Raw genomic sequence first — 15,233 nt, 5'->3', positions numbered from 1 at the left:
AATTCACTCTATATACGGAACTTCCGTCGGGGAGGTCCGAGTGAAAGCTACTCCCATCGATGCGCTCACCAGCACCGAAATCACCGTCCTCTCGCTGATCGGCAGTGGGCACCGCGTCTCGGAGATCGCCGAGCTGCTCAGGATCGGCCCGCGATGCGTCGAGAGCCACAAACGGCACATCTACCGGAAACTCGGCGTGGGCTCGCAGATCCATGCGGTGTCTCGCGGGATCTCCCTCGGCCTGTTCGACGTACCCAAGAATGCCGAGGACGTGCACCGGCGCCGTCCGGAACCCGGATGTTCGGAGCTGGTGGTCGTGCACGCCCGGCCGGAGGGTGTCTGCCCCGAGTTGTGGATCGCGCTCCTGGAGCATGGCACGGCCTTCGTCTTCACCCGGACGAACGACGTGATCAGCGACCCCGGGATCCGCCGGCACCGGGGCCCGTTGACCGTCCTGCTCGTGGATCCCCTTCCACAGGACTGGCGGTTGCCGGCGCGCCTGTGCGCTCCGGTCGTCATCGTCCGGTCCGCGGTGCCGGACCTGGACGCGGTCACGGACGCGCTCCGCCGCGGCGCCCGTGCCCTCATCCGCGCGACCGATGTCCGCCGGGAGCTGGAAACGGTCCTGAGACTGGTGGCTCGGGACTACTGCTTCGTCATGACCTCTCCGTACCTCTCCGGGCAGGCCGAGTGCCTCCCGCGCGTCCCGGAGCTCACGTCGAGAGAGCGGGACATCCTCCGCTCCATCGCCAGCGGGCACACCATCCGGCAGACCGCCCGCACGCTCGGCATCACCAGCAAGACGGTCGAGAACACCCAAGCTCGGTTGTTCAGGAAGCTGGGTGCGCGGAACAGACCTGAGACGCTCGTCATCGCGTACCAGCTCGGGGTGAGCTTGGGTGTTCAGGAATAGGGCCGTTCAGGAATAGGGCCGTTCAGGAATAAGGCGTGGTGCGCTAGCCGCGGGCGCAGCGAGCGTTGTTGAGGGTGAAGTCAGGCGGCTCCGCGTTGGTGGCGTCATCCCAGGTGGCGTTGAAACCGACCCCGGTGAGCGTGCCGCCCGGCGGGATGACGGCGTTCCAGCTCGCGTTGGTCACCGTCGCGTTCACGCCCGACTGAGCGACGACGCCGTTCCAGAGTTGGGTGACCGCCTGCCCGTTCGGGAACCGCCAGCGGAGGGTCCAGCCCTGCGTCGGGGCCGTGCCCAGGTTGGTGATGTTCAGGGCGACCTGGAAGTTCCCCGGCCAGCTCGTGGCCACCGTGTAGTCGATCTTGCAGGTCGTGGGGGGCAGCTCGGCGTCGGAGACGAGGAAGACGTTGTCGTTCAGCTCCGCGGCCGGGATGTCGGTGTTGGCGGCGATGATCTGCCCCAGCGTCCGCCGGTAGTCGATCCCGTACTGCTGCTTGATGGTGTCCAGGCCGGCGATGTTGCGGTAGAAGAACCGGTCGCCGTCACGCAGCGCCTGGAACTGCTTCGTCCAGATGGCGAGCTGGAGCTCACCGAACTCGGTGCCGGGCACATGCCGCTCGGCGACCATGCCGACGAACGCGTCCACGTTGTTCACGTTCCCGTAGATCGCGCGCAGTCGCGACGCCGTTGTGGTCCGGCGGACCGATCGCGTCCCGACGACGGCTTCGTCGCCGACCGGGAGCGGCGCTCCGTCGATGTCGAAGAGCTGGGTGTGGGTGAGACTGTCCGGATCGTTGATCTCGTTGCCGGGAGTCAGCACGGGGTCGGCGGGGAAGGCGTCGGTGGCCTCGCCGGTGATCGCGGTGAAGCTGGTGCGCGGCGCGAGCCCGTACGCCTGCCGGAGCTCGTTGTAGCTGGGCAGGCCGTGGTCGCGGGCCCGCTCGGTGTCGATCGCGCCAAGGTCGACGACGCCGCGGAAGCACTGGGGCAGGGTCGGCCCGTCCAGGCATCCCGGGTTGCCCGCGACGGGGACCTGGAACAGCACGCTGCGGAGCTGGTTGTCGATCTGCTCGTCGTTGCGGTACTCGGATTCCAGGCCGATGGCCTGGAGCAGCGGGCCGAGCTGGAGGGAGGGCACCAGATCGGGGTTGAAGAACGCCACGTTCAGCGGAATCGTGATCTCCGCCTCTCCGTCCTCGATCGCGACCTCGATGCCCTGAGCCTCGAGGGCCTGCACCTGGGCGGCCGTGTAGCGGTCGGCGTCGGTCTCCAGCTCGATCTCGCCGTGGATCTGGCTGTGCGCGCGGTAGCCGACGGTGGCGAACTCGTTGCTCAGATTGGCGTTCACGCCGGACTTGTAGCCGGTGTAGGCGGGCAGGGTGACGCCCACCGCCGGCAGGAACTCGTTGTAGGTCACGTACTGCTGCTCGGCGATCACCACACGCCGGGCGATCTGGAACTTGTCCTCCTCCGACAGGGAGGCGGGCAGCAGCGACACGATCCGGTTGTGCTCGCGGGCGAACAGCGTCTGGGTCGCGGTCAGCGCGATGTTCTCGTTGGCCCGGACGTCCCCGGCGACCATCGCGTTGTTCGGGGTGGCCGCCAGCCTGCCGTCCGCGTCCATGGCGGGCGCGGTGGCCGCGTTCCCCCGGCTGGTGCGCCGGGGCAGGTACGCGCCGGGCATCAGCAGGCGGGCGCTGTTGTTGGCCAGGTTGCCGTCCACCGGACCCTCACGCAGCCATTCGAGCCGCTGGTCGGTGCCCCCGTAGACGGCCCACGCGTCGAGGTAGGAGCTCACCGTGTTGGACTGCTGGCGCGGGTTGTTGGTACTGGTCCCCGTGCCCGCGGTGGCCGCGGAGCGGCTGAACGCGATGTTGCCGAGGGTGTTGGTGAAGCTCTCAAGCGGATCGTTGCTGTTGAACGGGATGTTCGCCGCGGTCGCGGTCGGTCCGGCGGAGTCGCGCAGGCCGATCGTGTGGTCGACGAACTGGCCCCAGGTGAAGGCCCACTGGGTGATCCGCCGCTCGGAGAAGATGTTCTGGTTGACGTCGTTGAAGACGCGGTTGCTGATGAAACGGGTGTTGGGCCCCGTACGAGGGGCGCTCACCCCGTCGGCGTAGCGGGTCGGACCCACCCGCGAATAGGCGGTGCCCGCCTTTCCCCATGCGGGATTCGCGACGTTGTTGCCGGTGCCGTCGAGCCTCTGGACCTCGAAGGGGACGGCCGCGTCGGCTTCCGTGGCGTTGATCACCCCGCTGAGGACGAGCAGCGTGGCGCAGGCGACGGATAACAACGCTCGTCGAGTGGCAGAATGGGCATGACGCTGCATCTGGTCTCCACGCAGTCTTTTCGCGAATGGTTTCTTCGCGAGGTGAACCGTCTTCCTTTTCTGCGCGTTGAAACATTGAGAGGAATGACGGGAAGGTTGCGGCAATGTTGTTCTTCCGCCCGTGACTCGTCAATGGAGATCCATTGACGAGTCACCCTTAGGAGTGATTAACCCCTAAGGGAAATTCCATTCCCGCGGCCGCTTCCGGCCCGGGGATTTGCCCGCTGTCACCGCCGCCCGCATCGGCGGGCCGAGCCCGATAGCGAGGGGCGAGGCGTCTCGCGAACACCGCCACACCGGGCCCACACCCTCGCTTCGTAAATTCAAGAGCACCAAGTGGTCCACCGCACGAAAGGAAACAGCATGCCGACTCAGACCGTGGAATTGCCGCAGTTCCCGCTGGCAGGGAACACCGCCCCCAGCGTGACGACCGATGCCGTGCACGAGCGCGCGTGGGTCCCGGAGTTCTCCTCACCCCGCGTCCAGTAACGGAGAACGAGCCGACCGGCGGCGGGGCATCCCGCCGCCGGTCCCCCACCAGTGAATGGAGGCGACGTCTTGGACACCGAATCACATGCCGATCTGACGGCCGGCATCGACCTGACACTCGGCTCGGATCCCCGGTTCGGCAGCGCCGAGGCGATCGAGGTCAGGAACCTGGCTCGCTACCGCCTGGGTCTCGGCGTGCTGGCCCGGCACCACCCACACGCCGCCGACCGGCTGGAGCGATTGTGCAAGGCTGATGACGCTGAGCTCCGCCCGGTGATGTACGACCCGGTGCTGCGCAACGCGTTCGAGAATGACCTGACCGCCCTGGAGCGGCAGGCCGGTGAGAACGGCACTCTGGTCGGCTACCTGGAAGGCGGTGCGGCGGACGTGCTCGACGGCCTCGGGCCATGCGAGCGCCTGTCTCACCCCAGGGTGCGTCCATGGCCCGGCCATGCCGTCTCGTGGGTGTGGACCGACCTCGAACCGGGCTCCGAGCCGGAAAGGGTGCTGGCCGCTCGCCTGGAAGAACTGATGGCCGGGACGCTCTCGAAAAACGGCTCCGGCGGCCGGGTACGTCCCGACGCCGGCATGCTGGCCGGGCTCAGCCGGGGAGCCGAACTGCTCGCCGAGCTGCTGCCCAACGCGGGCGCCGGCGTGCTGCCGCACATCTCCCTGACCGGGTTGGTCCGTGACGAGCTGGCCGACGGAGTCCTCAACTCGTTCTCCGGCGGCGATCCGCTTCCTTCGGCGGTGCTCCTGGCCCCCGAGCGGCTGACCGACCCCTGGATGGCAGCGGAGACGCTGTTCCACGAGGGCCTGCACCTGAAATTGTTCGACGTGCTGCGCACTGGGTCCATGGCCGCCGATCCGGACCAGCTGATCCCGATCCCCTGGCGCCTGCGGTCGTGGACGCTGTCGCGGGTGCTGTTCGCCATGCACGTCTACGCTCACCTGCTGCTGTTCCGCGCGGCCGCAGTCGGCGCCGGCCCTGACCTGCGCGCCAGGTACGGAGAGCCGCCCGCGACCGACTTCGTCGATCAGGCCACGCCCGGTAGCCAGGCGGCCGGGAGCGGTGAGTACACCACCACTGTCGAACGGGTGACCTATCTCGCCGGGCAGGCCTCGCAGGCGTACGGCGGGATGCTGACGGCCGGCGGGAGGCGGTTCGTCGACTGGCTGATCGGCGCCGTGGCTCCCCTCGCGCCGGGCATCCTGCCCGAACCGCTACCCGTCCAGGCCCGCCCGCGCACGGAGGTGGAGCTGGAGGTACGGGGCTACCGCCAGGCGCAGCCGGTTCAGGTGTGCCCGATCCCCGAGCAGCGTGAGCTGGTGGCCGTCACACCCGGCGCGCCGAGCTTCCAATGGCTGAACGAGCAGGCATGGCTGATCTACGCCCTGTGCGACGGCAGGGACCTGTCGTCGCTGCGCGACCGGTACCACCAAGCAGCAGGACCCGGCACGGACGACCGGTTGGGGCTCGGTGTGGCCGAGCTCCTCGCAGCCAGGCTCATCGTCCCCGTAGGCTCCTGAGCTCAGGTGATCACGCCCAGCTCCTTGAAGATCTGGTCCGCGGCGGCCAGATGGTGGTGGGCGGTGGCGTCGCCCTGGTCGGCAAGGGCCTCACCGAGATCCCTGTGGGTTTCGGCGAGGCCCCTGCGGTCGCCGATGCCGGAGCGGATGCGCAGCGCCGCGGCGAAATGCGTGAGCGCCTCCTCCTCCCGCCCGAGACGGTGGTAGAGGCCGGCCAGGTCGTTGGTCACCTGCCCCTCGCCCTTGAGGTCGCCGCTCTCGCGATGGCTGGCCAGCGCGGCCAGGAGATGCTCGCGCGCGGGTTCGAACCGGCCGAGCTTGGCCTCCACCAGGCCGATGTTGTTCAGCGCGCGTGCCTCTCCCTTGCGGCTGCCCGCGGCCCGGCGCAGCGCGAGCGCCTTCCGGTACAGCTCCAGCGCCTCGGCGTGGCGGTCCTGGGCCTCGCGTGCCACGCCGAGGTTGTTGAGGGTGTTCGCCTGGCCTTGGAGGTCGTCCGTGCGCTGGTGGATGGCCAGCGCGCGCTCATAGTGGGTGACTGCCTCCTCCAGGCGGCCCAGATTCCGCAGCACGATGCCGAGCATGTTGAGCGTCTGGCCCACGGCGTCTGTGCCCTCCAGGAGGCGCCGTGCCTCCTGGAGATCGGTGAGGGCTTCGCCGTACCGGCCCAGCAGCCAGGAGACGGTGCCGATGCTACGCAGCGCGGTGCCCATCCCGTGCCGGTCCTCCAGTTGCCGGTAGATCTCCAGTGTCCTGCGGTGCTCGGCCAGGGCTTCGGGGTAGCGGCCCAGGTGCTCCAGGACGGCGCCGAGGTTGTGGTGGGCGACGGCGGCCTCCAGGTGCCTGCCGGCCTGCTCGGCGGCGGTGGCGGCCAGGGTGTGCAGCTCAGCGGCATCGGTCAGGCAGTGGCGCAGTCGCAGCGGCTGGGCGAGCGCCGCGGGCAGCCGCCAGGCGGCGTCCATGCCATGCTCCGCGGCGTGGCGGGTGCCTGCCATCATGTTCTCGTGCTCGTCCTGCAGCACGAGCGGGTCATCGATGGTGAGATACCACTCCAGCAACCGGCGCACGGACTCCTCGCGGATCGGCGGGGCGTCCTCGGCTTGGGCTCGGTGACGGGCGTAGTCGAGAAGGAGATCGTGCAGCTGGTAACGCTCTTGGAGCAGTCGGCCGCGGTGGGGGTGGATCAGGCTGGCCGCCCGTAACGCGTCCAGGTGAGTACGGGCCTGGGCGGCGGAGACGTCGAGCATCGCGGCCAGCGACTGAGCGGTGAAGCCCGAACCGGGCATCAGGCCCAGGCGGCGGAAGGTGACCTGGTCGGCCTCGGCCAACGCCTGGTAGGACAGGTCGAAGGTGGCGCGTACGGCGGTGGCCGGGACGTCGCCGAGGCACAGTGTGCTGAGCCGTCCGCGCTCGGTGAGGTCCGCCAGGTAGGTGGCGATTCGGCGGTGGGGGTGGCCGGCCAGGTGGGTGGCGGCGATCCGTAGGGCCAGGGGCAGTTGCCCGCACTGGTCCGCGAGTTCGGCGACCGCGTCCGGCTCAGCGCCGGCGCGTGGGCCGATGACGGCGGTCAGCAGGGCGACGGCCTCGGGCTCGGCCAGGATGTCGAGGTCGATGGTGCGCGTCACGTGGTGCAGGGCCAGACCGGAAAGCCGGTTCCTGCTGGTGACCAGCGCCAGGCAGCCGTCGGTGCCGGGCAGCAGCGGTTGGACCTGGGCGGGGTCGGCCGCGTTGTCGAGCACCACCAGCACCCGCCGTCCGGCGAGCAGCGTTCGGTACGCGGTGGCGAGCTCGTCTTCGCCCGCCGGGACCCGCTCCGGAGGCATGCCCAGGGCGCGGACGAACCGGTCCAGCGCCTCTCGTGGCGTGATCGCCTCCTGCGGCCGGTGCCCGCGCAGGTCGATGAAGATCTGCCCGTCGGGAAAGCGCTTGGCCATCCGGTGGGCCCAGTGGACCGCGAAGGCCGACTTCCCGACGCCGGGCATGCCGCTGATGACGGCCACCGTCCCCGGTGCGGTCTGCACCAGCGCGGTCAGCTCACGGAGAGCGGTGCCGCGCCCGGTGAACTGGGCCAGGTCGGGCGGGAGCTGCGGGGAGATCGGCCCGCGAGCCTCCCGCTCGTTCTCCCGCTCGTTTTCCTGCTTGTTCTCCCGCTTGTTCTCCCGCCGCAGGATCCTGGTCTGCAGACGGCGCAGCTCCGGTCCGGGGTCCAGGCCGAGCTCCTCGGCGAGCACCCGGCGCGCTTCGCCGTAGGCGGCGAGCGCCTCTCTGGCCTGACCTGAGCGGTCGAGGGCGCCGATCATTCTGGCCCACAGGGATTCGCGCAGCGGGTGTTCCGCCAGCAAGGCACGCAGCTCAACGGCGACCTGGGCGTGCCGGCCGAGCCCGGCCAGCGTGTCGGCGTACTCCTCGAAGACCGCCAGCCGCAGCCCGTCGAGCCGGGCCCGTTCCGCCTCGATCATCGGCGACTCGGGCGCGTCCGCCAGCGCCGGCGCCCGCCACAGATCCAGCGCCTCCCGGAAACGCCGCGCGGCGTGCTCCAACTGCCCCGCCTCCGCCAGTTCCCTTGCCTCTACGGCAAGCCACTCGAAGGTACGAGCGTCCAGGGTCGCGCCCTCCAACCCCAGCCGGTAGCCGCCCGGCTCCCTGACGAGCGTGACGACGCCTATTCCGCGCAGACGGGAGATCAGGGAGTGCAGCGTGCTCCCCACGCTCCGCGGTGGTGTCGCGCCCCACAGCTCGTCGACCAGGCGCTCGACGGGGACGGGCCGTCCCGCCTTGATCAGCAGGAGCGCGAGCAGCGCCCGCTGCTTCGGCGCGGTCAGCGGCACCGGCAAGCCACCGTTCCAGAGCTCCAGGGGCCCGAGGATCCGGAAATCCACGCCGCCCCCTTCGCCGCGCAAGTCCCGCGCAAGCCCGGCGTGGCAGTCTAGATCGCGATTCATCCCGTCCGGTAGTACGGATCCGGCCTGTCCGGTTCAGGAGGTGATCGTGCCCTTGACATTCCGCGGAGCCCGGCTCAGTCTGCTCGGCCCGCTCCAGGTCGTGCGCGGCGACGGGGTGGTCCCCATCACCGCACCCAAGCATCGCGCCGTCCTCGCCATCCTGGCGATCAACGCGGGCCGTCCGGTCTCGGCGGACCGGATCATCGAGGAGCTCTGGCAGGGCTCCGAGCCCAAGTTCGCCCGTAAGACGCTGCAGGGATACGTCTGGCGGTTGCGCCGGGTGCTGGGCGAGGACCTACGCACCCGAGGGGGCTTCTACGAACTGGGCGGCCCCGCGCTGGAAACCGACGCGACCCGCTTCCAGGGGCTGCTCGCCGAAGCACAGCAGGCCATTCGAGCACGTCAGCTGGAGCCGGCCCGCGGGCTGCTGGGCGCGGCGCTGGATCTGTGGCGCGGGCCCGCGCTGGCCGACGTGCCCGCCAGCCCGATGATCCAGGCGCACGCCGACCGGCTGGAGGAGGCGCGACTCCTGGCCGTCGAGGTCAGGCTGAAGGCCGATGTCGAACTCGGGCACCAGGCGACAGTGATCCCCGAACTGCGCGAACTCACCGCCACTCACCCGCTGCACGAACCGCTGCACGCACTGCTCATGCTCGCCCTGTACCGGTCGGGACGGCAGGCCGAAGCCCTGTCCGTGTACACCGGGTTGCGCGCGGCGCTGATCTCCGAACAGGGCCTGGAACCGGGGATGACTGTACGGGAACTCCACCAGCGGATCCTCACCACCGATCCCGCCCTCGACCCCGCGGCCTGAGGAGCGTTTACGCGATGCCCTGGGCCAGGCGGGCTGCGCTTCCAGGCTCTTCGCCGCTTCCATGGCCTTTAACCCCGATTTCAATGGGTTCGGCGCTCCCTGTTCCCACCCGAAAGCAGGGCTTCGCTTCGAACACGAAGATCAGCTACTCACGTAGCCTCACCTCCGTTCTGCTGGGCGCACGAAAAGGTTCAGTTGAGAAATCAGTTACGTGAAATCGTGACAAGCGTGGGCGGCATGCTGGAACCTGGTTAGGTGCTCACCTTCATTGCCATTGCGGGTCTTATGTTTGCCGCAGGAAGCTTTGTGTACGATGCATTGAGCTACCACCGTAAAGATCGAAAAGGCCCGACGACCACGGCGCCACAACCGTCTCGCCCCGCCGCGCCCCCTTACTCCACAGAGCCCCCGGTGCACGGTCATGCACAGCCGCCAACGCAAGGCATCTCTTGGCCCGAACTTGCTTATCCGCCGCGGCAGTCACCCAGGCCCCGATCGTTCAGCTCCATTAAGCGACAGCCACGGTGGGTGTTTGTCAGCGCCTGGATCCTGGCCGGGTTGATCACATTTGGGGAGTTGGCGGGCCTCGTAAATCAGGGTCACGATCTTGGCTGGATCGGCCTCTCGGCCGCCGGCGCCGGCATTGCTGTCGCCGTCCCCTTGGTCATTCGTCTCGGCAGGACTGCTGACGACGACTACATCGCTCCGGTCATCGGGGTTCTGTTCTGGGCACTTGTCGTGCTCGTCATCAGAAGTTTCTTCCCAGACTGGACACTTCTGGAGATCACCTGGCCGGGCGGTGGTCTCCGACTGTAGAAGGGGCCGACGGGTAGTAAATCGTCACGAAGTCTGAGGAGGCGCGACTCCTGACCGTCGAGGTCAGGCCGAAGGCCGACGTCGAACTCGGACATCAGGCAACGGTGATCCCCGAACAGGGCCTGGAACCGGGGACGACCGTACGCGAACTCCACCAGCGGATCCTCACCACCGATCCCACCCTCGATCCTGCGGCCTGAGGAGCACGTCCGGGAAGCCGAACGTCGCGACCAGCGCGGGATCGTGGAACTTGATCACGCGGGAGACGCCGGTGGCGGTGGGAGCCAGCACCACGGCGCCGTCGGCTCGGAGCGCGCCGTCCGCGTCCCGGTGGTACACGACGGCGGCGGGTTGGCCGTTGGCGGTGGTCGCGATCATCCGCCAGTCGCCCGGTGTGCCCAGCACGTACGCGTCGAGCATGTGGATGCACATCGCCCGGCCCGACTGCCAGTCGCGGAATGGCGTCGCCTCCAGCGTGGCGTCCGTGCGCAGCACCTGTTCCAGCAGGCCGGCGTCGGAGCGCTCGAAGGCCGCGATGTAGCCGTCGAGCAGCGCGCGCGCCCGTTGGTCGGTCGGTTCGAGCAGTTCCGCGGGCTCGGGCGCCAGTTCGTCGAGCCGGGCGCGGGCGCGCTGCAGACCGCTCTTGACCGCCGCAGTGGTGGTGTCGAGGATCTCCGCGGTCTCGGCCGCCGAGAAGGCCAGCACTTCGCGCAGGATGAGGATCACGCGTTGGCGGGCGGGCAGGTGTTGCAGGCTGGCGATGAGCGCCAGCCGCAGCGACTCGCGTTCGACGATCACCGCGGCCGGATCGTCGGCGGGCGGGGCGATCCATGCGTCCGGCAGCGGTTCCAGCCACGAGACCTCGCCCGGCGCAACGGGACTCGGCGGGCGATCGGATCCGTCGTACGGGCCTGTCAGACCCGAGGGCAGCACCCGGATCGGGCGCGGCTCCAACGCCGTCAGGCAGACGTTGGTGGCGATCTTGTAGAGCCAGGACCGAATCGACGCCCGGCCCTCGAATCCGGAGTAGGACCGCCACGCCCGCAGATACGTCTCCTGCACCAGGTCCTCGGCGTCGTGCGCCGAGCCGACCATGCGGTAGCAGTGCGCCAACAGCTCCCGGCGGAACCGCTCAGTCTCCGCGGCGAACCGGTCTTGATCCGGTACCGCCCGCAGATGCGATGTCACGCCGCGACCCTAGTACCGCAACGCGCCTGGGCGTGGTCCACGTGGCGATGCCGCCGACAACACCCGGCCCCGCCTCGGCCACCATCGACGACGCGGGTACCCTCTCGCAGAAGCCGCATCCGCGATCAGACCTCGTCGAGCCGCAGGATCATGCCGCGGAAGGTCGCGTAGCGGGCCAGGTTCGCCACGGCATCCTCGCCGGTGCGCCGGCCGATCTCGGACCCGAGCGCGGCTTCCAGCGCAGCCATGTCGTCCCAGTCCAGCATCACGACCATGTAGCACGGCTCGCCGATCACGGCTGCCGGCTCATGACTGCGCGTGTAACGGCGCAGGCCCGGATACTGTTTCGCCAACGGGATGTGGACCTCGTTGTAGTGACGTTCGAACGCGTCGACGTCGGAGGGGGTGTCGTACATCACCACGAATCGCGCCATCTGCTTGATGACCGGGTCCACGGTTGCGGTCATGGTTTCGACTCCTGTCATAGGAAACCTTTGCCAGGGGGTTTTCTCAGGGCAGCAGGGCCAGTTTGCCGATGGTGGCTCTGGTTTCCAGTTCCGCGAGCGTTTTCGGGCCGTCGGCCAGGTCGTACGCGGTGGGCCGGCCGGGGGCGAGCACGCCGGCGGCGATGAGCGCGGACAGCTCACACATGACCTCGCCGAAGATCTGTGGCGCGGCCTGGATCAGCACGCCGATGTTGAGGCCGATGACGTGGACCTGGTGCTTGTACACCAGGTCCCAGTTGGTGAGCGCGGTTTCGCCGCCTGCGACACCGTAGACGACGACACGGCCGGTGACCCGCTTGGCGGCGGCCAGGCTGGCGTCGAAGGTGGCGCCGCCCGCCGACTCCAGCACAAGGTCGGCGCCGGCGCCGCCGGTCAGCCGCAGCACCTCGGCGGCGAGGTCGCCGCCGCGGGAGTCCAGGATGTGGTCGGCTCCCAGTGCCAGCACTGTCTCGTGCTTGGCCGGTGAGGCGGTGGCGATGACCGTCGCGCCGTAGTGTTCGGCCATGGTGACCGCGACCTGGCCGGTCGCGCCCGCCGCGGCGTGGATCAGCACGGTCTGCCCTGCGGTGATGCCGCCCAGCGGCTTGAGTGCGGCCAGCGCGGTGGGCCAGTTCACGACCAGGCCGAGCGCCTGCTGCTCCGTCCAGCCGGGGGGCACCGGCACCGCCGCAGCCGCGGGCAGCACCATGTACTCGGCGAAAGCGCCGTTTCCGACGCCGGTGACGCGGGTCCCCGGTTGCGGGCCGGTCACCGCCTCGCCCATCGCGACGACCTCACCGGCGGCCTCGAAACCGGCCAGGTACGGTGGCCGCGGGCCGTCCATGAACGTGCCGTGGGCCTTCGAGATGTCGGCGAAGTTGACGCCGGCGGCGGTGACGCGGATCAGGACCTCGCCCTGCCCGGGGCTCGGCACTGGCGCGTCGGTGATCAGGCGCATGTCCTGCGGGCCGTTGAGGGAAGTCTGCTGCAGCGCGCGCATGGTCGCGGGAATGCTCATCGGCGATCAGCCTGTCTTTCTCGGCGTACATGAGAGAGACCGGCCCGGCGCGCGAGCCTGTCTCTCTCATGTAGACCCCGGCCACCACAAAAAGGAATCGGCCGCTCCCGAACGGCACGGGGTCAGCTTCCGCCGAGGGTGAGTCGGCTGTTCATGTTGAGCTTGACTTCGCCGTAGGGTAACCACACTGTCCAACGCCGATGCCCGCCACCTCGACGTGCCGGCCGCCCGGCGGCGCGAAGGCGCCTGTGTCCGCAGTGAGAAAGGCATCCGCTGGGGCGGCCGAACACTCACCCCAGCAGCTCAGCCCTCGACGGACCTGGTGATTGTTTCCAGTCCCAGCCCTGGCCCGGGGTAGCTCTTCACACCGGCATCGAAGTGGACACCCATAGGATTTCGCCACGCTCTGCTGAGCGTCGCGGGTCAGAAGAGGCCGCGAGAATGGCGCTTGATCGTTAGGGTGATCGTCGTTATGTAGGAAAATGCTATGTCCTGATCAGGAAGAAACGAACATGGCCATCGAGGAACACCTGATCAGAACGACCGCGCGTCTGCTGGAGCAGTGGCTACCGCCCGACTCGCGTACCGACGTCTCGGCATGGCGTGTGCAGGTCATTGGTGGCAGTGCGCCCCGCGTGTTCGACGAGGATTGGGAATCGCCGCCGCCACTGACAAAGATCACCGAGTACGGCCTGTTCCCGGAGACGTTCGGCGCAGACGGGAACCGTTTCCCCATCGAGGCCGAGCTGATGGAGTTCGAGGAAGGCCTGGACTACTACTGCGGCCAGCGGGCTTCAGCCGGTCGGCCCGACGAGATCGCCGCGTACGTCATCGAGGCCCTGACCGAGACCTTGGAGGCGGGTTCCGGACCGCTCGACCGACGCGTCCGGCCGCTGGTGGGCTTCCTGGCTGGTGTGCTGACCGAGTGGGCCTGCGAGCACCTGCTGAGGATCCACGTCGCCGCCGAGCCGGGCGGCGCTCGGCTTGACGACGAACTGCACCTCCTCATACGCGATCACGATGGAAAAGCATGCCGACTGTCCGTGGCTCCAAGCACCGCAGTGCCGCCGGTCGACGAACCCGCCGGACTGGACACGCGGATCACCTGGGATAGGACGCTGCTCAGCGAGTTTCTCTGGATGAACAACAACAACCCAGTCGGCTTCGAGGTCACCGTCGAACCGCACGGCCTCGTCCTGGACACCAGTGCCGATGCCACTTTCCGCACCTGGAAGGGGTTCAAAGATGACGACTTTCGACTTCTGGACGGCGTGGCTCTGGCCACCGTACTTGCCGAGACCGAACAAGCCGCCGCCAACATGGCCCTGTCAGTGTGCTTGAGCGAGGACGACAGCTCGGACGACCCTCAACCACCCGTAGACCAACTTGTCATCCCCGTCCTTCGCGATCTTATCGACACGGTCACCAAACGGGTCTCCGACAGCGACGAAAAGCCGCTGCTCGTCTTCAGCAGCGGCTGGCCGCTGGAGTTTCGCGGTGAAGGCGCCCAACTGGTTCTCGTCGGTCCCGAAAAGGTCGGTGTTATCGACGTCGACGACTCCTGCTGACCCCGTCGTGTAACTCCTACGATCCAGAGGGGCGCCGAAGACGGGTTACACCTGCGCGGTGAGCCAGTGGGGAACAGCGACGATGACGTGAAGACCACCATGTTGGCCAGTTGGGTGTTCTTGATCGAGGAGTAGAGCTCCAGCCTGGCCGCGGGGATGTCCACGCCCGGCGCGTCGTTGAGTCGCTGCCGTAGCTCATCACGCAATGCCGGGTCGTCGAAGGGCGGGCGTTTCTTGAGTGTCCCGAAGGGGATTTCGAGGGTCTCGGTGGACGCGCAGGCCACCGGACCTGGTCCGGCCGTGCGGTGAATCCAGGAGGAACCGTACGAGTGATCGCACACCGCGCCTCAACGCTCTCGGCCACCGTCCAAGGGTTCACAACCCCGGAGTCGGCCGCACGGCCATCCCTCACCATCGTGATCAACGTCCCTTTCCCGCGGCCGCCGTGACCGACGCACCACGGTCACCCGCTCGGCGGGGTGGTTCACGTTTCTCCGTCGATGGCGGAGAACGCCCTTGACCTGTTCCCGGACGGTCAGCCGGTTGCGTTGGGTGTCCTTATCAGCGGAGGCCTCGTTGGCGGGAAGCTTGCCTGTCGCAGTCGCCGTAGCCGCTCCAACCGCCCCAGGCCCGGAAGCCGGATCCGGGAGAGCTGATCATTCCCTTGAAGGAGACGCATCTGCCTCTGGCGTTCACCTTCACCGGACCCGCGTAGTACTTGAAGTTTCCCAGGTCCTCTTCTTTGCGCGGGCCGGTGAAGGCGACGCTCTGCACGAGGAGGGTCGCCGTGGTCATGGTGGGTGTGCCCACGAAATCCGACTTGATGGTGACGACGCAGTGCTCTCCCGTGTACGGGCTGTAGAGCAGGTAAGCATGGCCACGAAGGGTGTTCGTCTGGTCGGTGACCGGCATGCGGCCCAGCGCCACCGTGTTGAAACCGCTGCCACATACTTGCTCGGGGGTGTACCCGCCTGCGGCGTCGGCGGGTGCCGCTAACCCGGCGGTGGCGGTGGCGAGCAGGGTCGCTGCGGCGAGTCGCGTGAAAGCGTTTCTGGTCACGAAATCTCCTCCCGCGCCAGATACCCGTGATCTGGCGGAACTTGGGGGCGGCAGGGCTGCGCGGATGGTTACCATCCGGCGTTTTCGA

General features: G+C 68.4%; 12 protein-coding genes. 6 read left to right on the top strand and 6 right to left on the bottom strand.

The window, feature by feature from the left end:
* Window positions 1–40: 40 nt before the first annotated feature.
* Window positions 41–913, top strand: coding sequence for a LuxR C-terminal-related transcriptional regulator (locus tag KLK06_RS40565; RefSeq protein WP_214641000.1), 873 nt, complete (start codon window positions 41–43; stop codon window positions 911–913).
* A 43-nt stretch (window positions 914–956) separates the two neighbouring features.
* Here KLK06_RS40565 and KLK06_RS40560 read toward each other — a convergent pair whose 3' ends face one another.
* Window positions 957–3,239, bottom strand: coding sequence for a peroxidase family protein (locus KLK06_RS40560; RefSeq protein ID WP_214640999.1), 2,283 nt, complete (start codon window positions 3,237–3,239; stop codon window positions 957–959).
* Window positions 3,240–3,602: 363 nt separating this feature from the next.
* On the opposite strand from KLK06_RS40560, the gene KLK06_RS61915 reads away from it, so the two are divergent.
* Window positions 3,603–3,728: a hypothetical protein gene (locus KLK06_RS61915; RefSeq protein ID WP_284735274.1), complete on the top strand. Its 126-nt coding sequence runs from the start codon at window positions 3,603–3,605 to the stop codon at window positions 3,726–3,728.
* A gap of 69 nt (window positions 3,729–3,797) precedes the next feature.
* Window positions 3,798–5,258 (top strand): HEXXH motif-containing putative peptide modification protein, encoded by a 1,461-nt coding sequence (locus tag KLK06_RS40555; protein ID WP_214640998.1) that lies wholly within the window; start codon window positions 3,798–3,800, stop codon window positions 5,256–5,258.
* Between the two features lie 2 nt (window positions 5,259–5,260).
* On the opposite strand, the gene KLK06_RS40550 is transcribed toward KLK06_RS40555, so the two are convergent.
* On the bottom strand, window positions 5,261–8,134 hold the full coding sequence (locus KLK06_RS40550; RefSeq protein WP_214640997.1) for a tetratricopeptide repeat protein: 2,874 nt from the start codon (window positions 8,132–8,134) through the stop codon (window positions 5,261–5,263).
* 109 nt (window positions 8,135–8,243) lie between these two features.
* On the opposite strand from KLK06_RS40550, the gene KLK06_RS40545 reads away from it, so the two are divergent.
* Window positions 8,244–9,011, top strand: coding sequence for an AfsR/SARP family transcriptional regulator (locus KLK06_RS40545; RefSeq protein WP_214640996.1), 768 nt, complete (start codon window positions 8,244–8,246; stop codon window positions 9,009–9,011).
* A gap of 528 nt (window positions 9,012–9,539) precedes the next feature.
* The gene (locus KLK06_RS40540) at window positions 9,540–9,827 is read left to right on the top strand and encodes a hypothetical protein (RefSeq protein ID WP_214640995.1); all 288 of its coding nucleotides are present in this window, start codon (window positions 9,540–9,542) and stop codon (window positions 9,825–9,827) included.
* 165 nt (window positions 9,828–9,992) lie between these two features.
* Here the strand turns inward: KLK06_RS40540 and KLK06_RS40535 are convergent, their stop codons facing one another.
* The 3 genes from KLK06_RS40535 to KLK06_RS40525 all read right to left on the bottom strand — a co-directional run bounded on the left by KLK06_RS40535 (window position 9,993) and on the right by KLK06_RS40525 (window position 12,518).
* Entirely contained in the window at window positions 9,993–11,015 is a 1,023-nt protein-coding gene (locus tag KLK06_RS40535) for an RNA polymerase subunit sigma-70 (RefSeq protein WP_308168677.1), read from the bottom strand.
* Window positions 11,016–11,140: 125 nt separating this feature from the next.
* A complete protein-coding gene (locus KLK06_RS40530; RefSeq protein WP_214640994.1) occupies window positions 11,141–11,482 on the bottom strand; it encodes an EthD family reductase in 342 nt (113 codons plus the stop codon).
* Between the two features lie 43 nt (window positions 11,483–11,525).
* Window positions 11,526–12,518, bottom strand: a complete 993-nt coding sequence (locus KLK06_RS40525) for an NADPH:quinone oxidoreductase family protein (protein WP_214640993.1) — start codon at window positions 12,516–12,518, stop codon at window positions 11,526–11,528.
* Window positions 12,519–13,030: 512 nt separating this feature from the next.
* Here KLK06_RS40525 and KLK06_RS40520 point away from each other — a divergent pair.
* Window positions 13,031–14,086 (top strand): hypothetical protein, encoded by a 1,056-nt coding sequence (locus tag KLK06_RS40520; protein WP_214640992.1) that lies wholly within the window; start codon window positions 13,031–13,033, stop codon window positions 14,084–14,086.
* A gap of 561 nt (window positions 14,087–14,647) precedes the next feature.
* Here the strand turns inward: KLK06_RS40520 and KLK06_RS40515 are convergent.
* On the bottom strand, window positions 14,648–15,145 hold the full coding sequence (locus tag KLK06_RS40515) for a hypothetical protein (RefSeq protein WP_214640991.1): 498 nt from the start codon (window positions 15,143–15,145) through the stop codon (window positions 14,648–14,650).
* Window positions 15,146–15,233: the final 88 nt, after the last annotated feature.

The sequence above is a fragment of the Nonomuraea sp. NEAU-A123 genome, assembly GCF_018603905.1.
Classification (GTDB): Bacteria; Actinomycetota; Actinomycetes; order Streptosporangiales; family Streptosporangiaceae; genus Nonomuraea.
The sequence above is the reverse complement of the archived record's forward strand: the minus strand, read 5'-3'. Positions and strand labels throughout refer to the sequence as shown.